The sequence below is a fragment of the Pseudoalteromonas sp. SCSIO 43095 genome (assembly GCF_023650455.1).
Classification (GTDB): Bacteria; Pseudomonadota; Gammaproteobacteria; order Enterobacterales; family Alteromonadaceae; genus Pseudoalteromonas; species Pseudoalteromonas tetraodonis.
In genome coordinates, this window is sequence record NZ_CP087996.1 from 410,089 (window position 1) to 429,625 (window position 19,537).

Annotated in this window: 19 protein-coding genes; 17 read left to right on the forward strand and 2 right to left on the reverse strand. The window is 40.7% G+C overall.

The window, feature by feature from the left end; translation table 11 throughout:
* Positions 1-35: 35 nt before the first annotated feature.
* From LOC50_RS16175 to LOC50_RS16235, 13 genes are all read left to right on the forward strand, one after another.
* Positions 36-656, forward strand: a complete 621-nt coding sequence (locus tag LOC50_RS16175; RefSeq protein WP_069439159.1) for a LysE family translocator — start codon at positions 36-38, stop codon at positions 654-656.
* Positions 657-935: 279 nt separating this feature from the next.
* Positions 936-1,658 carry a hypothetical protein gene (locus LOC50_RS16180; protein ID WP_069439134.1) on the forward strand — a complete coding sequence of 241 codons (723 nt, stop codon included), beginning with the start codon at positions 936-938 and terminating at the stop codon, positions 1,656-1,658.
* Positions 1,658-2,560, forward strand: a complete 903-nt coding sequence (locus LOC50_RS16185) for an LPP20 family lipoprotein (RefSeq protein ID WP_248532545.1) — start codon at positions 1,658-1,660, stop codon at positions 2,558-2,560. Before LOC50_RS16180 ends, LOC50_RS16185 begins: the two co-directional genes overlap by 1 nt.
* An 8-nt stretch (positions 2,561-2,568) precedes the next feature.
* Positions 2,569-2,757, forward strand: a complete 189-nt coding sequence (locus tag LOC50_RS16190) for a hypothetical protein (RefSeq protein ID WP_250653961.1) — start codon at positions 2,569-2,571, stop codon at positions 2,755-2,757.
* A 79-nt stretch (positions 2,758-2,836) separates the two neighbouring features.
* On the forward strand, positions 2,837-3,700 hold the full coding sequence (locus tag LOC50_RS16195; protein WP_250653962.1) for a hypothetical protein: 864 nt from the start codon (positions 2,837-2,839) through the stop codon (positions 3,698-3,700).
* Positions 3,697-5,064, forward strand: coding sequence for a hypothetical protein (locus tag LOC50_RS16200; protein ID WP_214552449.1), 1,368 nt, complete (start codon positions 3,697-3,699; stop codon positions 5,062-5,064). Before LOC50_RS16195 ends, LOC50_RS16200 begins: the two co-directional genes overlap by 4 nt.
* Before the next feature lie 48 nt (positions 5,065-5,112).
* Positions 5,113-6,369, forward strand: a complete 1,257-nt coding sequence (locus tag LOC50_RS16205) for a hypothetical protein (protein WP_250653963.1) — start codon at positions 5,113-5,115, stop codon at positions 6,367-6,369.
* Entirely contained in the window at positions 6,369-7,082 is a 714-nt protein-coding gene (locus tag LOC50_RS16210; protein ID WP_069439139.1) for a hypothetical protein, read from the forward strand. Before LOC50_RS16205 ends, LOC50_RS16210 begins: the two co-directional genes overlap by 1 nt.
* Positions 7,083-7,119: 37 nt before the next feature.
* Positions 7,120-8,319 (forward strand): murein transglycosylase domain-containing protein, encoded by a 1,200-nt coding sequence (locus LOC50_RS16215; protein WP_250653964.1) that lies wholly within the window; start codon positions 7,120-7,122, stop codon positions 8,317-8,319.
* Position 8,320: 1 nt separating this feature from the next.
* Positions 8,321-8,890: a hypothetical protein gene (locus LOC50_RS16220; RefSeq protein WP_250653965.1), complete on the forward strand. Its 570-nt coding sequence runs from the start codon at positions 8,321-8,323 to the stop codon at positions 8,888-8,890.
* Between the two features lie 78 nt (positions 8,891-8,968).
* Entirely contained in the window at positions 8,969-9,217 is a 249-nt protein-coding gene (locus LOC50_RS16225) for a DUF4282 domain-containing protein (RefSeq protein ID WP_069439142.1), read from the forward strand.
* Between the two features lie 146 nt (positions 9,218-9,363).
* Positions 9,364-9,651, forward strand: a complete 288-nt coding sequence (locus LOC50_RS16230; RefSeq protein ID WP_250653966.1) for a DUF2798 domain-containing protein — start codon at positions 9,364-9,366, stop codon at positions 9,649-9,651.
* 14 nt (positions 9,652-9,665) lie between these two features.
* Positions 9,666-9,854 carry a DUF2798 domain-containing protein gene (locus LOC50_RS16235; RefSeq protein ID WP_250653967.1) on the forward strand — a complete coding sequence of 63 codons (189 nt, stop codon included), beginning with the start codon at positions 9,666-9,668 and terminating at the stop codon, positions 9,852-9,854.
* Here the strand turns inward: LOC50_RS16235 and uvrA are convergent.
* Entirely contained in the window at positions 9,851-12,415 is a 2,565-nt protein-coding gene (uvrA, locus tag LOC50_RS16240) for an excinuclease ABC subunit UvrA (RefSeq protein WP_250653968.1), read from the reverse strand. The genes LOC50_RS16235 and uvrA overlap by 4 nt on opposite strands.
* 266 nt (positions 12,416-12,681) lie before the next feature.
* Entirely contained in the window at positions 12,682-13,566 is an 885-nt protein-coding gene (locus LOC50_RS16245; RefSeq protein WP_069439145.1) for a LysR family transcriptional regulator, read from the reverse strand.
* A 121-nt stretch (positions 13,567-13,687) separates the two neighbouring features.
* Here LOC50_RS16245 and LOC50_RS16250 point away from each other — a divergent pair, with 121 nt between their 5' ends.
* The 4 genes from LOC50_RS16250 to LOC50_RS16265 all read left to right on the forward strand — a co-directional run bounded on the left by LOC50_RS16250 (position 13,688) and on the right by LOC50_RS16265 (position 19,376).
* Positions 13,688-15,673 carry a ligand-gated channel protein gene (locus tag LOC50_RS16250; protein ID WP_250653969.1) on the forward strand — a complete coding sequence of 662 codons (1,986 nt, stop codon included), beginning with the start codon at positions 13,688-13,690 and terminating at the stop codon, positions 15,671-15,673.
* A 535-nt stretch (positions 15,674-16,208) separates the two neighbouring features.
* Entirely contained in the window at positions 16,209-17,063 is an 855-nt protein-coding gene (locus tag LOC50_RS16255; RefSeq protein ID WP_250653970.1) for a PA4780 family RIO1-like protein kinase, read from the forward strand.
* 394 nt (positions 17,064-17,457) lie between these two features.
* Positions 17,458-18,291 (forward strand): tyrosine-type recombinase/integrase, encoded by an 834-nt coding sequence (locus tag LOC50_RS16260; RefSeq protein WP_063528612.1) that lies wholly within the window; start codon positions 17,458-17,460, stop codon positions 18,289-18,291.
* On the forward strand, positions 18,288-19,376 hold the full coding sequence (locus tag LOC50_RS16265; protein ID WP_250653971.1) for an IS91 family transposase: 1,089 nt from the start codon (positions 18,288-18,290) through the stop codon (positions 19,374-19,376). The genes LOC50_RS16260 and LOC50_RS16265 overlap by 4 nt, the downstream gene beginning before the upstream one ends.
* The last annotated feature ends 161 nt before the right edge of the window (positions 19,377-19,537 follow it).

The window sequence follows — 19,537 nt, forward strand, 5'->3', positions numbered from 1 at the left end:
TAGCCGCGTTTTTGTTTGAATACGAGAGTAAATTAATGATTGATGTAGCAGCGCTTGCGGTTTTTATTCCTACCTTCTTTTTTGTATCTATCACCCCCGGTATGTGTATGACCCTTGCCATGACACTCGGCATGAGCATAGGTGTACGCCGAACACTCTGGATGATGATAGGTGAGTTATTAGGGGTCGCAAGTGTTGCCGTTGCTGCGGTACTCGGTGTCGCAGGTGTAATGCTCAATTACCCAGAGGCCTTTGCTATTTTAAAATGGGTAGGTGGTGGGTATTTAATTTATATAGGCATAAATATGTGGCGCGCCAAAGGTAAAATGTCAATTAATACACATGGCCCAAGCGATATAAGCCGACAGTCGCTTTTTACGCAAGGCTTTGTAACGGCCATTGCAAACCCTAAAGGCTGGGCGTTTATGATCTCACTATTGCCGCCCTTTATTAGTGTACAGCATGCAGTAGCCCCACAACTTTTAGTGCTTGTTTTAGTTATTATGGTAAGCGAATTTTTATGTATGCTCGCCTATGCAACAGGCGGTAAAAGCCTACGTTTATTTTTAAGCCGAGGCGATAACATAAAATGGATGAACCGAATTGCAGGCAGCTTAATGGTGCTAGTAGGCATATGGCTGGCATTAGAAGGCTAGTTTATTATTTATACTAAATCTAAGCCTGTTTGTGCTATTTAGTAAAAAAATTTAAATTTTTTAAAAAATGAGATAAAAGTATGAATGCTGGCTGAATGCCTTGCCAGCGTTACATTTGTAATAAAATGAAAGGTAAATAAATAAAAAGTTCTTAATTTGTAGAGTTGCATTTTTTCATAAATTTGGTAATTCTAATTAAATGTTCAAGGAAGTATGAATTTAGTCAATAGCTTAGCTTTGTGCTTTCTTGTGTTTTTATAAGTACAGGGAAATAACCTAATGAAAAAAGCTATCTTATCTGCCATTATCTTCGCCCCCCTTTTCGCCGGTTGTGTATCAACAACTGATACAGGTACATCTGCTAATCTAGACAGAAATGCAGTCGTTGCAGAATTAACAGCTCGTATGGACACTTTAGGCTATTTTCACCCTGTTGAAGTGCAACCAGGCATAGATGAATTTTTAAATATGTCCGCCATTATTTTAGAGCGTCAACGCAAGGTTATGGCCGAGTATCGTACTCAAACTGATAACTATAGAGATGTACAAGCATTTTTATACGCGCATCAGAACTCTACACCTGAACAATTACAAGCTGCCATTGTTGAATTTGATGCAGGGGCTAAAAATAAAGATGAAGAAATTGGTCATAAAATTGCGGCTTATAATATAGCTAACGAAAGTATTTACCAACAAAACGTTGAGCTTGCGACAGACTTAACAGTTGAAATAGCTAAGTCTGCTTATATTTTGAGCCAGCACAGTACTGCAGTTGCTAAGGTTACAGCGATGCGAATGGGAGGTGATTTAGTTAGCTCTTGGTTATCAAGCGATGAAGAAAACGCTGAAAAAGAAGAGGATCCAAAAGATATAGGTAATGCTCTAGTGAAAGCAAAAGAGCAGCTTGAATTAGCACTTGAAGCAAACGAAATTATTGAGCTTGAACAAGCAACTATTACAGCTATAAATGAACTTCAGCTTGAGCAAGAAGCGAAAGGCTAATGAAATTATGCTCTTTTGCTTTTTTATTGGTATTTGCTTTTAATTGCTCTGCTGATACTTGGCCTGACTGGGTAACTAGTTCAAATAAAGATGATGAATATATCACTGCAGTTGGTATAGATAAGAGCCGCTCAGCTGCAAAGCAAGCGGCTATAGCCGACATTACTACTCAGTTAAGCATTGATGTAAATACACGGCAATTACAAACGCTAAAAAAGCAAAATAATCGAGTAAATAACTATTTTGAACAAACTACGAGCCTAACAAGTTTACCGGTTACATTAACAGGGCTTGAAGAGCTTAATTCAGTTAATCAAAATAATCTATTTGCTTTAAAGGTGGGCATAAAAAAAGCGACTTTAATTGCTAATCTTCAGTCTGATTTAGAAGCGTTACATCAAATAGTTGCCCCCCAAAAAAATGTAGAGCAGCGATTCATATGGGCCCTTAAAATGACTGGAGAGCTTAATCTTGCTTCAAAAAAATTAGCTTTGTTAGAGCATCTTTCTGGTTCTAAACCATTTATAAAATCAACATTAAATAAATTATTACAAGCGCATTCCTTTGCGCTAGATGCGGTAGCTTGCGATGTGATTGGTGCTAATAATATTAGCCAAATAAAGTCAGCATTAAGCGATGCCTTACCCCACAGCGGGTCAACACGCTTATGGGTTCGGCCACAATTACAATGGCAGTTTGCTCAAACCAATGAGAAGTACCTTGCAAAAGCAAACTTAACTATTGCTCTTACTCGCAGTGTCAGCCCATTTAAAGTGCTGTTACAGCACGATATATCCGCTCAAGAAAGCGCCAGCACTCGAGAAATTGCAAAACAAAGCGTAATAAACAACTTAGTAAAACAAATTAAAGCGCCAGCAAGTCAGTGGCTGTTTAATAATTAGGAATTGCAATGAACTTAGTCAAAAACTTAACTCTTTCTGCACTAACAATTGCCTTATTGGCTGGTTGTAACGCAACCCCAAAACAGGGAAGAACGACTCAATCCGGTGTTGTAAGCAATAACGCATCTAATACAGTAATCGCTAAAAGTGCCTATGTATTTGAAGATGAAGATATAACAATGCCGGCCCTACTTTGATACTCAAGGTTTAGAGCGTTGCACATTCGATATTAATAATGAAACTGATAGTTGCCCACTTAAAAAACCTATTGTACGTATGTATTTTGACTTAGCTGGTGTAAGCGGAAGTGGTATTGGTGTTGATGCAATGCGTGAGTTTGATAATCAAAATTTATTGCTTATGCTCGAAAATCAATTTGCTGGTATTAATCGCTTTAGAATTGTTACACGTGATGATGATGCTATTTCAAAAGAACAGCAGTTAATTTTACAACAACAAGGTGTAGCAACAGCAGCTAAACGCGCTGAAGTTAAAGCATTAATCCCTGATTTTGTTGTGAAAATAGATTCATTAAGAACATTAAAAACAGAAGGGGCGATCACAGATTGGGCTGACTATACATTAGAGCTAACAACTGGCGTAATAAACCCACAAACACGTGAAAAGCTCTCGCACCCTAATTTAGGAAAGATTCGTGTTAAATCGGAAGATGTACGTGATCGCTCAGAGTTAAAGTTTACAACAGTAAGCGGACGCTATGCAGCGGGTTTTCACTTTGATCAAAGTGCGCATGTAAATGCAGTACTTAGTGACATGGGATCGCGCGGTATTGATATTTTACTTACTCGTATGTTGAGTGAAATGCCAGCAACAGCACAAGTGTTAGGTATTAAAGGTAACAAAATTAGCTTAGACAGAGGCCAAAATGCTGGTGTGCTGCCTAACGAAACAATGATCATTTTTAGCTATGAGGCTGGATTTGTTGAGCCACTTGGAGTTGCCAATGTAAACCCTTCGCGTAGTAGTGCTAATGGTGAAATTATTCGTTGGAAAGACTCTGATGCAGCTGATGATGTAAAAAACAAAGCTGAAAATGGAATTTACCGTCCATCAAATGGTGCAAAAATATTTGCTGTATCGGTAGGCACGCCTGCAGACTTTTTGGAGAATAGGACATGATCAAAAAGCTTGGCCTACTAGCTTTGTGTTCTTTAAGTGCACAAGCTCAGGTTGACGTATTGGCTGATGGCACATTGCAAACACAGGCGTGTGCTTATGGTCGAGGTAGCACGGCTATTTCTGGTGCAAAAGCTCAGGCAAGTGCTGAGCTAATCAGTTTTATTAAAGGTAATAAAAGCCTTACAACACAAGGTGCACAGCAACATTTAACAACCAGTTTAGATGATGATGCAGCCAGCTTATATGAGCAGCATCGCACTACGATGATGGAAGGGTTGAGTGCCGGCGCTGTTCCTTTAAATTACTCAGCACCTACACTAAGCGGTAACGACACGTGCATGACTGTAAGTCTAAACCCGCAAGAGATAGGGGAGCCGAAAGAGCAAAACTGGCAGCAAACTGCGCAAAATATTAGTGTGACAGTAATAGGTCAAGGCTGGAAAAAAGAAGGTAAAACAGCACTAACTATAGCTGAACAAGACGCTTTACAACGTGCTGTATCGCAAGTTGTAGGTGTGTGGCTTACTCAGCAACATACGCAATCTTCAAGCACGAGTATGAGTATTGTTGACGGTAACGAGTCAACAAATATGCAAGAGCTGATAGGGCAACAGCTTTCGAGTCATAGTGAAGGGCTTGTTAAAGAGTGGCAAACACTGCAAACCAAAGAGCTCAAAAATGGGGGAGTAGAAGTTACTATTATGGCTGTGGTAGAGAAAGCACCTCTCATTCAAAAAGCATCTAAATTAATGAGCATGATAGGCTCGCCTAGAGTGCAAATTATTGCACCGGAGCCACTAAAAACAGAACTTAAAGTTTGGCTAAACGAGCAGGGTATTGAAGTTGGTAATGCAGCTAGTTTAGCTATTTATGCAAAATCTACAGTGATTAGCCGAGGGAACAATAGGCAGCTTTATTTAACTGCTGACGTTAGAGATTTAGCTGGAAATATTTATGGTCAATGGAAAAACGACCCCTCATTTATGTCATTACCTAAAGGCCCATACGTTGAAAAAGACTTAATGGCTGTACATTTGGCAAGCGAGACACAATCAAAAGCACTTCATAACACGCTTAATAATGCCTTTACTCAAGTTGTTGCAAGAGGGGGCTTAGTTCGTGAAGTCATGTTGCCAAGTAATAAGTTAACCCAACCAGAAAAACTGCATGATGTATTAAGTACATTAGGTGGCGTAAGCGACGTATCTATACACAAACAACAAAAATATACTGTAGCAAGCCTTAGGTTTAAAGGTAATACCGGTGAGCTTGCTAATGCGCTCGATCAAGCATTAATGACAATAACAGCAAAAAACCTTTCAAAAATTACAGTCGAAGACGATTTTACACTCAGGTATAAATAAGGATAGATGATGAAATTTAAAGTATTAACATTAGCAATGGTTTTAGCTATGCCTGCGATCGCAGCTGAAGAGTTTAGCCTAACAGACATGATACCTGCTCGCCCTGGCGCACAAGTAGCGGGTGCTGATCAAGCGCAAGTTTCTGGCGATGTAGTGGTTGCAAAAGATACAAATGTTGCGGTTGCTGTAGCTCATCAGGCACTAATTGATGATAACGAAGATGGCATAAAAATGATTCAGGTTGGCAGTGGTACCGGTATTTTATCAATCGGTAGTGCTAGCTATAACACTTACGATAATATGAATGCATCGTTACTTTCTAAACGCGGGGCTTATAATCAAGCTTATTTAATTGCAAAAAAACAATTAATTGAAAACATGAAAGGAGTTGACCATCAATGTGGTAATGTAGTGTCTGCAAGTATGGACTCTATCGATACGGGTGTTGAAAGTACTGTAAATGAACAGACTAATATGCTGGAAGCGTGTAAAGAGTCTGTATCAGGTTCGCTTGCGGGTTTTGTTACTTATGATGTTTACGACAATACTGATGAAAAAGAAGTGCGTGTAAGTTTAATATCTACTCCTAAAACGCGTTCACAAATTAAAGGGAATCGTGGTGCAGTTGCAGTGACTACTGAACCAAATGTTATTTTTCAACAAGTAATTGGTGATGTAAAAAGTGGCGTTTTACCTCCTGTTGGGGCTAAAGTACTAACTAATGCGGACACAGGAGAAGTCATCATATTAGGTTACGGCTCAGCCATTGCTCGTCAAAACCGAAATAAAACGGTTGCCCGTAAACTTAAAGGTGTTGCTAAATCTCAATCGCAAACACGTGCTCGTTCTGCCTTGCTTGCCACTATTCAAGGTGAAAAAGTGTATTGGCAAGGTAGCTTTGATGAAAGCCAAATGGAAGGCACAAAGCAGTTTGAATACGAAGACCCATATTTAAACGATCCTCAACAAGTTAAAATTCTCGAAGAAGACCGCAGTACATTTTTAAATCAATTAAAAACGTCAGACGAGTACTCAACAGTTGCTAAAGGGAAATTACCACCGGGTGTAAGTGTTAAAAGCTTTGCAAGTGATGATGGCTTTTGGCAATACAGTGTTGCGGTTTACGCGCCAAGTCTAGAGGCAACTGCGCGCCAAGCTGCAAAAGAAATGACCGGTAATAATGGACAAACAGTAAACGGTGTCAGTCGCTATGGTCATAAAATTAAAGCCCATGGTGGGTTAAATGAAAAAGCGGCAAATCCTCAGGGGGCATCAGGTAAAGTAGCGAGCGAAGAGGAACTTTAATGCTAGCACCTATTTTAGCGCTTTCATTGGTGGCTTCGGCCACCTTTGACTCAGAGCAAACCATTGAACAGCAAACTGCTTTTTTTAAAACTCAGGCTAATGGACAATACGCCCGAGTAATGGCGTTAAAATCGAGTGCAAAAAATGCGCTTGAGCAGGCATGTAGAAATGCATTGACTCTGCCACAGCGCAGTATTATTAAAAATACTTTAGCTAAAAAGCTTAATATTACTTTGCCAGCATCGGTAAGCTTTATTGACGCTGAAATTACTGACTATAAACAAGAGAAACAGCAAGAATGGTTAACTTGTACCGGCGTTGTAACACCTGCTGCGCAAGATATTAATGAAGCAGGTCTTGCCGTTAGAGCTGCGTGGCAAATAGGAAACCAAAAAGATAAAACAAACTTACGCCCTTTATTACAAGTTGCATTGAATCACCCTACAACGATGTCTGATGCGGTGGCGTTAGTTGCAGATCAATCACCAGAAGAGCAACGTTTAGGCTATCTCGATAAATATTTAAAAGTGAGTGAGTTAAAGCTCGATGAAGCTAAGGCGTCAGTTGCACAAACCTGGTTTGTTAATGGTCGTTATAAACAAGTTATTTCGCTAACCCAACAATGCGATAGCATAGACTGTAAGCGGTTAAATTTAGCAGCTCAAACTGCTTTTGATAATCTACCTGCTGATGATTTGAGTAGCTACTTTTAATTTTATAGGGATATAAGAAATGCATTTAAGAGCTAAAATGCTTCTAAAAATAGGCGCATTCGCTTATTTAACAATGAGTTTGCCTAGCATAGCTCAAACGAATGATGAGGCTGAATTTGAAGCTTTTTTAAAAAAGCGTCAAAGTGAGTTTAATCAGTTTGAGCAACAACAAAAGCAAGAATTTGACGCATTTGTAACTGCCTGGCGTGATGCGCAAGATGCATATTTAAAACAAATAACGACAAAATGGCAAGATCCAAGTCTGCCAAGCTCAAAAGTGTGGGTAAAATACAGTGGTGATTTAAATAAGCGTACCAGTGTAAACTTTGAGAGTGGTGAGGTTGTAGTTGAGCTTTTAAATAGCAAAAACAACGAGCAAGCTGTTGAATATGCAAAACAGCAATTAAATGAGCTTTCTCAAGTCACGGTAGATAAAACACTTGCAAATGATCCCGTTTATATTACTGCTAATAAAACCACTAATAATAAAAGCTTCACTTCTACGGGTAAGCCATTAAATAAAAAAATTCAAAGAAATAAGCCATCAGCAACGGCCCAACCTAAAAAAATAGCTAAGCAAACAGTACTTTCTACAGAGATTGTAGAAGAGGTACTCTCTGCCAAGGCACCTGTTATAACTAAGCAAAAAGACAGAGTAACAATTAGCTATAAGCTGCCTGCTAATACGCTTTCTAACCAAGCAAAACGATACTTACCTGAAGTTCAGCAACAAGCTAAACGTTACAACTTAGATCCCGCATTGTTATTAGCCATCATTCATACCGAATCAAGTTTTAACCCACTAGCTCGTTCCCCAATTCCTGCTTTTGGATTGATGCAAATTGTCCCGACATCAGCGGGTAAAGACGTGAGCAACTTTTTGCAAGGTAAACCGCTATTACTTAGCCCTGAGTATTTATTTCAGGCTGATAATAACGTAGAGGCAGGCAGCACTTATGTGCATATTTTAAGTAATCGTTACTTTAAAAATGTGCGTAATGCGCAATCAAGAATTTACATGAGTATAGCCGCTTATAATACTGGCCCTGGCAACGTAGCCAAAACGCTGAGTGGCTCTAAATCACTTAATCAGGCAAGTATTGCAGCTAATTCAATGTCTGCAGAGAAAATTTATACCTTAATGGTTAACAATTTACCTGCGCAAGAAACCCGTAATTATTTACAAAAAGTGGTAAAACGCACCGCTTATTATCAAAAGCAATTGAAAGGAATTTAAAATGAAAAAGTTTTTACCCGTTATAGCCGCTTTAGCATTAGGTGCGTGTTCAAGCACTGAAAACACACAGTCGGCACCATTAGCAAAAAATGATTCAGTACCAAGTTGGGTGTTATTACCTGTCTCTGATAAAGGTTTAGCATCGTCATCATGCGTTCCTTGGTCTGGCAGTATGTCTACCGATAGAGCGCAAGCTATTGCAGCAGCTCGCGCTGATTTATCTCAGCAAATACAGGTAAAAGCAAGCGTTATGGACAAGCTATATCAACGTAAAGCACAAAGTAATGATGAGCTAAATGTTGGCGGTACTTTTGAGCAAGTAAGCAAACAAGTTGCACAGCAAAGCCTTGTGGGTGCTGTGCCACAAGAAGTGGCATTTGCGAAATTAGACGGGGTAAAGCAGCTTTGTACATTCGTTGTAATGGGCAATACAAAAGAAACATTTAATAACCTTGTAGCTCAATCTGGTAAGCGTTTAGATCCCAGTTCACGCGAAGCGCTTTACGAAGAGTTTAAAGCCCAAAAAGCAATGAAAGATCTTGAAAAAGAGTTAGATAGTTTAAATAACTAATAAAAATTCTAAATTACTAGCTTAGTTTATAACTCCGCTAAGCTAGTATTCTTATACGGAGTTTTAAAGGACTATAAAATGAAAGATATATTCTTTTTTGATTCAATGTTAACGCCAAAAATAATTACATTTGTTTACTGGTTAATTTTAATAGGGACTTTGATTTCAGGTCTTACTACAATGTTTGCTAAGTTTGGTGGTGGCGTCATCAGTGGTTTGGCTATCATTGTTGGTGGGGCGATTGGTGCGCGTATCTGGTGTGAGCTGTTAATTGTATTATTTAAAATTCATGAAAATCTTCAAAAAATAGCTAATAAATCAGAATAAATTCAAATTTTCATAAAGTAGTGGCTGCATTGAGTGCCACCACTACTTTTAAGTTTTGACGACCAAATTAACCAAATAAAGTTGATATTGTCAATTAATTCGATATAGGTGACTTTATCATCTATGTTAGAAGTGTTATCTATTTAATGAATACGCCTGCTTTAATAAACTATGTGCCTGTTACGCTTAAAAAAACACCTGTTATATACAAAATACTGGTTATGGTCATGATGATCACACTTGTTGGCGGTTTTCTTACTTACATTATGACTTATACAAATGTAGGTATAACTGATCATTTTTATATGGATTGGTTTACCTCGTTTTTAAGTGCTGTACTGGTTATGGCGCCAATAGGTTTAGCAATGACTGCTTTTATGAATGTTTTTGTGACTAAGTTATTACCAACAGCAAGCGAGCTAAATGTAATTTAGTGATTAGTGTTTTTATGGCACTGAACATGGAGTTGTTAATGGCGTTTGTTACCGCTACTAATAATATTGGCTTTGCTAATACTCGCTTATTTTATACAGCGTGGGTAGAGGGGTTATTAGCCGCGCTACCCATTGGTTTAATATTAATGCTTGTTATGTCGGTTACGATAAAACCCAAATTAGAGCGGTTTTTAAAAAGCTAAATAGCGCTATTCAAAAACGGCGCAGTACGGCTTTTTATAGATTGCGCAACTTCGTTTGGTTTACCTTGAGCAACTATTACCCCGCCTTCATCGCCGGCTCCGGGGCCAATATCAATAACCCAATCACTGTTACTGGCAACTTGCATATCGTGCTCAACCATAATGACGGTGTTGCCCGTATCAACTAAACCATTTAACTGCGCCATTAGCATGGCTACATCTTTAGGGTGTAGGCCGGTAGTTGGTTCATCTAAAATATAAAGCGTATCGCCGCGCTGAGTACGTTGTAGTTCAGTGGCAAGTTTAATGCGCTGGGCTTCACCGCCCGAAAGCTCAGTAGCAGGTTGGCCTAAACGTAAATAGCCAAGGCCTACTTGTAGCAGCGCATTTAGCGCACGTAAAATAGCGGGTTCATCGGCAAAAAAGGTATGCGCAGACTCCACCGTTAAATTAAGTACATCGGCAATGGTTTTATCTTTATAGGTAATCTCGAGTGTTTTTTGGTTGTAGCGCTTGGCGTTACACACAGGGCAAGGCGAATACACGCTAGGTAAAAATAACAGCTCCACGCTTACAAAGCCAACACCTTCGCAATTTTCGCATCGACCCTTTTTAACATTAAACGAAAAACGACCGGCATCGTACTTACGTGCTTTTGCCTCTTTGGTATTGGCAAACAGTTTACGTACGTGATCAAATAAGCCCGTGTAAGTTGCGAGGTTTGAGCGAGGTGTGCGGCCAATGGCTTTTTGATCAACCGTTATTAGTCGCTTTATGTGCTCAATGCCCCCAGTTATTTGTCCGCCGGTTGTTATATCGAGTTCTTGCTCGAGTAGCTCGGCTTCATCTATGGGTATTTGTGGCTGCGATTTTTGCCCTAGTGCATCGTAAATCAATTCAACAAGCGCTTGGCTTACTAAGCTTGATTTACCTGAGCCAGATACCCCCGTAACACTTGTAATAACTCCAAGCGGAAATTCTACATTAAGCTTTTGTAAGTTATTACGCTCAACATTTTTAAGCGTAAGCCATGCTTTTGCTGGGCGTTGTTTACTTTGAATTTGAGCTTGCTGAGATTCGTTAATTTTAAATAAGTATTGGCTCGTGTGTGAGCTGCTAATTTGCTTTAAGCCTTCAACAGGGCCGCTATAAACTATATTACCGCCACGGGAGCCCGCATTTGGCCCTACATCAACCACCCAATCGGCGTGACGAATAACACTTACGTCGTGCTCAACCACAAACACGGAGTTACCAGCAGCTATTAGCTCATCTAGTGCGGCTAATAAGGCCTGGGTATCGGCAGGGTGTAAGCCTGCAGAGGGTTCATCTAACACATACACAACACCAAATAATTTTGAGCGAATTTGCGTTGCAAGGCGCAAGCGTTGCAACTCCCCGGCTGATAAAGATGGCGTAGTACGCTCAAGCGATAAATACCCTAAACCAAGTTTGGTGAGTGCTTCAACGCGTTTAATAATGTCGCTCGTGATGCGCTTTGCAACTATGGCTTTTTCGGGGTTTGCAGCATTACTTTTAGCGGGGGTACTAGCGGCAAACCTTAATTTATCTGCCAGCTCATTAAGCGTTAATTGCGAAATCTCACCTATATCAAGGCCCGCGACTTTAACCGACAACGACTCTTTTTTAAGCTTTTTACCTTCGCACTGCGGGCATTGTGATATTTGCATATACTGCGATACGCGCTTTTTTGTGCGTGGGCTTTGCGTACTGGCAAACGATTGTAAAACAAAGCGTTTAGCACTTATGAATGTACCCATGTAACTGGGGCTTTCTTCATTTTTAATCGCCGATTGGGTTTGCTCAAGCGTGTACTCAGGAAAAACGGGCACTGTGGGTGTGTCGTCGGTAAACAAAATCCAATCACGGGCTTTTTTAGGCAGGGTATTCCACGGTTTATTAATGTCGTAGCCTAGCGAGGTAAGAATACGGCTTAGGTTTTTACCTTGCCAGGCCGGCGGCCATGCTGCAATAGCACGCTCTTTAATTGATTTAGTAGGGTCGGGCACTAACAGCTCTTCGGTTACGTTAAATACACGGCCAATACCATGGCACTCTGGGCAGGCGCCTTGTGGCGTATTGGGCGAAAACGCATCGGCGTACAGTATGCCTTGCCCTTTGGGATATTCGCCTGCGCGTGAGTAAAGCATTCGCAACGCGTTAGAAATAGTGGTTACACTACCCACCGATGAGCGTACCGAAGGTGCACCACGCTGTTGCTGCAGTGCTACCGCGGGTGGCAGCCCTTCAATTGAATCTACATCCGGCTCGTCTACCTGATCGATTAATCGGCGTGCATAAGGGGATACCGAATCAAGATAACGATGCTGCGATTCGGCAAATAATGTTCCAAAGGCGAGCGATGATTTACCCGAACCTGATATACCGGTAAAAACAACAAGTGAATTACGGGGCAAGTTTACATCCACATTTTTTAAGTTATGAACACGCGCGCCTCGTACTTGAATGCTGTGCTCTGGGTTTAATAAAGCCGATTGTGCATTACTAACCTCGTGTGACTTATTAGATGTGGTTGCCATGTAATTTACTCCTGTTTAATAACCGTGTGTTTATTAACGTGCCGCAAAGTATTAATACTAATGCAGTCTTACTGAATGAGCGCTTAGCTATATGCTTGTTTTGCGTTTACATAACAGAAAAACTACAAGTATAAACTTTAACCAAAGGCAATAACATTAAGTAACTGAAGCGTATTGCGGGGAGTTAAATGATGCAGGTAGGAATTTTGCTTGCAATGAACTAGCTATAAACAAGCCATAGGTTATTTAACCTGAACTTAGGTTATTTAAATAGCTGAAAATGATGCGTTAAGTGCTTTAATTGCGGCTTTTGTTTTTGCTGCTAACGTATCGCGTGCAGGCGTTAGAGCAAATACATCGTAATGGGGAAGTTGCCAATCAGTGCATATTTCTAAAAGTTCTCCTGTAGCTAAGAAATTACGTACTTCAGGCTCAGGCAAAATAGCATAGCCTAACTCATCGAGAACAAATTGAATCACAGTTTGCATATTATTAATGGTAATACGCGCTTTTTGTAGTGTTGTATTTACGCCGCGAGTAAGGTGCGTAAGCGCCGGATCAACAGCTATATGCGCAATGCGATTATGCGCTTTTAGGTCATCCAGTGTGATTTTTGGTTGCTGTGCTAGTGCATGATTTTTATGAACACACAGTATTAATGGCCAACTAGCGAGCTGGCGTGCAATTAAGTTTGAGTCTTCGAGAGGGCCAATCGCCAGCACTAAATCTATACCTGTTCTGATCATATCAATGGGTTCGTCAGAAAGCGTTAAGTGCACATCTATATCATTAAATTGGCTAATTAAATGCTTTACAGGCTCGCTTAGTAACCCACCTCCAAAACCGACAGGGGCTGCTAGTTTTAATTGCCCACTCGGGCAATTTTGTAAATGCTGTAATTGTTCTGATGTAGCTGTTGCAACGGCAAGCATTTGTAAACAACTTTGATAATACAGTTCACCCGCCTCGGTAAGCGTTAATTCTCGAGGGCTTCGATTAAATAAACTCAAACCTACATCTTGCTCTATTTGTTTTATTTGCTGGCTAATTGCAGAGGTTGTCATTAAAAGGTCAGCGGCAGCTTTACTCATACTTCCCGTTTGTACTGTGCGAACAAATATATTCAGGGTTTTAGTTAACTTATCACTCATACCGTTAAGCCTTACTTAAATTAGCTTTAATAAAAATAACGTTGTGAGAAAGGGAACTTCTCACTATTATCGCAAACGCTAATTATTATCATTTGCACGCTAAATGTCACGGAGAAATATCATGAACACGGTAAGTTGTAAGTTAAGGCCGGTAACTGCATTTATTTTAAGTACTTTTGCAATTGCTAACCCTGCTTTTGCTGATGAAAAAAAACAAGATATGGAAGTAATGGTTGTCACTGCTTCTGGCTACGAACAAATGCTCAAAGAGGCGCCCGCAAGCATTAGTGTTATCGACAGAGCGCAGCTAGAAAAACGCTTTTATCGTGACTTAACCGACGCAATGGCTGATATTCCGGGTGTAATAGTAACCGGCGGAGGCGACAGAAAAGATATTAGCTTGCGTGGTATGGCTAGCCAATACACGCTTATTCTTATTGATGGACAACGCCAAAGCTCAAGAGAAACACGACCTAATAGTGATGGCCCAGGCGTAGAAGGTGCTTGGACGCCGCCAATTTCAGCGATTGAACGTATTGAAGTAATACGTGGCCCTATGTCGTCGTTGTATGGCTCTGATGCTATTGGTGGTGTGATCAATATTATTACTCGTAAAGCGCCAGAGCAGTGGTACGGTGAACTGCGTTTAGACAGCACCATTCAAGAGCAAAGTCAGTCAGGTGATATAAACCAAGCCAGCTTTTTCACTTCTGGTGGCATTATTCCAGATCTATTGGGCGTGCAATTGTATGGGCAGTTTTCAAAGCGAAATGAAGATGAGTTTACTGCAGGATTTCGAGGAAAAGAACAAAGTAACGTAAAAGCCAAGTTCACATTAACACCTAATGATAGTCACGAATTAATGTTTGAACTTGGCTCAGCAAAACAAACATTAGATGAAACTCTCGGCAAAACAGTTGCCCCGCTTGCGCCAGGTGAAAACTGTGGTCGACGTGGTTGCCCTGAATCAGCAACTACTGAGTATGAGCAACAAACATACTCTATGTCACACAACGGTTTTTACGACTTTGGCTCGTCGCGTAGTTACATTAAGTACGATAAGTTTGATAATAACTCACGTGAAATGTTTGTCGAAAATACCGACATTCAAACGACATGGAGTTTACCGCTTTATAGCAATCATAACTCTACGTTTGGTGCGACCTATTTAAAAGAGTCATTGGATGATTATACAAGCAATAAAATTAGCGACTTAACCCATGTAGAAAACGAGCAATGGTCAGTTTTTGGTGAAAACGAGTGGGCAGCTACGGATGACTTTAAGCTTACCGCAGGCCTACGTTACGATCATGATGGCAACTTTGCGGGTCATTGGAGCCCACGTTTGTATGGTGTTTATAGCGCATCTAAGTTGATCACCATTAAAGGCGGCATATCAACCGGTTTCCGTGCGCCAAATATTCGCCAATCTACCGCGCAATGGGGACAAGTGAGTCGTGGCGGGAATATTTATGGTAATCCTGACTTAAAGCCTGAGCAGTCAGTTAACTATGAAATGGGTGTTTACTATGATTCTGGACGCGATTTAAGCATATCGACAACCGTTTTTTATAATGAATTTGATGACAAAATAACCCGTATAGCTTGCCCATTAACGCAGTGCACAGATGGCCCAAATCAGTTTGGCTCCATGCCAACTACGTACATTAATGTGGATGAAGCCATAACCCAAGGTATTGAGCTATCAGTAGATTACGATATTTCAACTGAAATTGATGTGAGTGCCAGTTATACCTACACCGACTCAGAGCAAAAAACCGGTGAATATAAAGGGAGCCCACTTAATCAGCTACCAAAACATAGTTTACAAACGTCTTTAAATTGGCGTCCAACAGATAAGTTAGGCGGATGGTTACGTGTGCAATATCGTGGAGAAGAAAGCCAGCCTACCACAGGGCCTTCACAAAGTAGTTTAATTGCCCCTGATTATACCATTGCCAATTTAGGTGCTAATTATCAGCTAAGTGACAGCGTTAAACTTGGTGCTGGAATTTACAACTTGCTTGATAAAGAGATCACAGAGCAAGAGTACGGTTATGTTGAAGATGGCCGTCGCTATTGGGCGTCTTTAGTGTGGCAGTTCTAAACACTTTTTAATAATATAAAGTAAACGAGTACGCTAAACCGTGCTCGTTTTTTGGTTTTATCTAGGGTCTGTTGACCTTTGCGGATTAAAATTTGTTCAAACTAGGGGCGGTTTAATCGCGGCGCTCGGTTTGTAACCTAGTGGGCTAAGTAAAAACCGAGCAACAAAGAGTAAATCGCCCCTAGGCAGAACCCAAAGGGCAGCGCCTGTTTGGCATTGATGCTGCGTTATCGCCTATTTATGGGGAATAACCACACCACATAGGCTCTGCCTTACCTAAATACCAAACAGACTGCTGCAAATTTAACCTTGAAAGGTCAACAGACCCTAGGCTCTTGTTCAATAATGTTTAAAAAGCAAAAAAGGCGGTTGGCTTTTTAGCTGTAGTCGCTTATTCTAGCTGCGTAATTTAGTCATTAAATGTAACTTTAAAGTTTACTAATAATTTATAACTTTCTTCAATCCCCAAAGGTATGCCTCGTTTGAACCACATAGCAAAACAAAAAGCCAACCCTGTATTTTTAGTAGGTGTCGTTTGAAAATACCTAAACGCTTACAGCCATTAGTTGATGATGGTTTTATTGATGAAGTGATCAGCCGTTTAATGAGCGGTAAAGAGGCCGATGTATTTGTGGTGGCCTGTGGCGATGACATTCGCTGCGCTAAAGTGTACAAAGAGGCCAGTAAGCGCAGTTTTAAAAAAGCCGCGCAATATCAAGAAGGGCGAAAAGTACGTGGTGGCCGCCAAGCCCGTGCTATGGGTAAACGTTCAAGCTATGGCCGCCAATTAGAAGAAGAAATTTGGCAAAATGCCGAGGTTGACGCACTGTCGCGTTTATCCTCAGCAGGTGTTCGCGTACCGCAAACTTACGGCTGCATTGACGGTGTTTTGTTAATGGAACTAGTAAGCGATGATGAAGGCGATGTTGCACCTCAGCTTGGTGCAGTTGATTTAACCGAACAACAAGCCATTGAGCAACATACATTAATGATGCACTACATTAAACTCATGCTGTGCGCTGGGATTATTCACGGTGACTTATCTGAATTTAATATACTTGTAGATAGTAACGGCCCGGTAATTATTGATTTACCTCAAGCGGTTAACGCCTCTGCCAATAACAGCGCCGAAGCCATGTTTGCCCGTGATGTAAATAACATGCGCCGCTATTATGGCCAATTTGCACCAGCGTTATTACACACGCAATACGCCAAAGAAATGTGGGCATTGTTTGCAGATGCTAACTTAACCCCGCACTCAAAACTCAGTGGCGAATTTGAAGACGACAGCGAAGCGGCAGATGTAGACTCAGTACTTGACGAAATTCAAGCCGCCTTTGATGAAGAGCAAGAACGTAAAGAACGCATTCGCGACGCCGATGAGCAATAACCTTGAATTTACGTGCTAAGTTTTGTTTATAGTCATAATTATTAGATTAAACTTAGCATGTAGGTATGAGCGATAACCGGGCATTGAGATTGGCAAAAAAAATCGTCGTTAATTAATTAGCAAAATAGCCCTTTGCTCATATATTCATGAAAATGAGCGACGCGCGCATATTAATCTGTTCTTTATCACTTAATAACAATAAAAGCTTAGTGATAGTAATACCTTAGGTTATTTGTTAAAACTATATAAGCTAGATAAATGAGCGTTAAGTCGGTAGAAATATGCGCGATGAGCGCACTATTAAATTGTTGAACTAAGCCGCTACGCGGAGATCCTATTCTTATCATTTGAGCCACACTTACCTTGGGGTTATCCCATAACTTGGAGGTAAGTCATGAATACACTCATTGAACAAGTCAAAACTGAAATAGCCTATCGTGGTTATTCGCAAAGTACATGTAAAAGCTACTGTGAACATTTACTAAAACTCAGTCATTATTTTAATAAACCGCTCGATTCGATTACTGATGAGGAACTTAACGCCTTTTTTAACGATCCTGCGATTCGTAAACTTTCTAGAGCAAGCCAAAAAATACAGATAAACAGTATTTGGTTCTTGTTTAAGAATATTTTACATCGGCCACTTAACTTAGATATTGTACTGCCAAAAGTAAAACTTCGCGCACCCACGTATTTATCGCGCGATGACATGCGACGGCTTATAGAAAGTTGCACCGATATGCGCTTAAAAACATTGATTATGGTGTGCTATGGGTGTGGCTTACGTATTAATGAACTGCTACGCATTAAAGTGCAAGATATCGATGGACAGCGTAAAACTATTTTAATTGAACAAGGTAAAGGGGATAAATCACGATATGTGGTTGTATCAGATAGCGTGCTGGCTCAATTACGTTGTTATTGGAAAATGTATCACCCAACAGGTTGGATGTTCTATTCACGGTTATTAATGGATAAACCTATGTCAGCATCAACCTTCAGGAAGCCATTGAGAAAACATGCACAAGCGTGTGGCTTAAAGCACTGTAATCCACATACTTTACGCCATGCTTATGCAACACACCAACTTGAATCAGGTATGCCACTTCATCAACTGCAACATCAGCTTGGCCACAGTGATATTAAAACCACACAAAGTTACTTACATTGGTTACCAGAGTTAGGTCATGGCGGCATTGATTTGCTTGCGAGCTGGAGTAAACAATGAACGCCTTACACCTCGCTGATATTTTAAACTCAAGCCTTGAGAGTTATCGCCAACATCATACGGTGAGTTATCAACAACTGCGCGTGTGTCAGCACCTTCAATCATGCAGAACGGGTCAGCTCGGTTATCAAGCATGGCAATGTGATAGCTGTGGGGAGTCGCAAAAGATTGGATGTAGTTGTCGAGACCGTCATTGTCCGCGTTGCCAAGGCATGGCTACTGCTAAGTGGGTGCAAAGGCAGCAAGAGGATTTATTACCGTGTCGGTATTTCCACCTTGTTTTTACGCTCCCTCATGAGTTGAATATCATTGCGCACTACAACCCAAACGCGTTGTATCAGTGTTTATTCAAAGCCACATGGCAAACGCTGAGTAAATTTGCGAAACGAAAGAGGCATGGTCAGTTAGGCATGACAAGTGTACTGCATACGTGGGGGCAAAACTTAGGTCAGCATATCCATTTACACTGTTTGATACCCGCAGGCGCGCTTGATAAAGCGCACTGGCATGAAATAGAAAAAGGCTATTTATACCCCGTTAAAGCATTATCAACAGTGTTCAGAGGGAAAATGCTGGCGGCGCTCAATGAATGCGATAGTTCATTCGCGAAGGTAAGCACGCCAACCAAATGGTGCGTGTATAGCAAAGCCTGTTTAACGTACAGTGAAAAGCTAGTTAGTTACCTTGCTCGTTATACCCTAAAAGGCGTGATGTCAGAATCGCGATTAGTGTCAGCGACTGAAGAAACAGTGAGCTTTAAATACCGCGATTATGCAGATAACAACCGCGATAAAGTCATGACTCTGAGTTGTGATGAATTTTTACGGCGCTACTTACAACATGTATTGCCCAAAGGGTTTATGCGCATTCGCCACTATGGCTTTTTAGCTAATGCGTGTCGCAAGCGAAAGTTAGCATTAATAAGGTCACAAGAATCACACAGAGGTAAAGTGGAGAAGCTAAAGACAGAAAACGTAACACTGATACCGCATTGGCCTTGCCAGCATTGTAAGGCAGGTATCTTGCGGTTAATTGGCGTATTCCAGTTATATGAAACAAGGACCAAAGTAGAGCGAACGAGTTAGCAGCTAGGTAGCTGCTTAAAATCAATTAGTTAACCTGCTTAACTGCTCAGGCTAGCGGCCTCTGTACGTGTAAAAAATATAATTGCTTATTAAGGCAAATTAAGGTGTAATGAATACATAATAAGCGCTGAGCAATGCAGGGAAAGCTTACATAACACTAG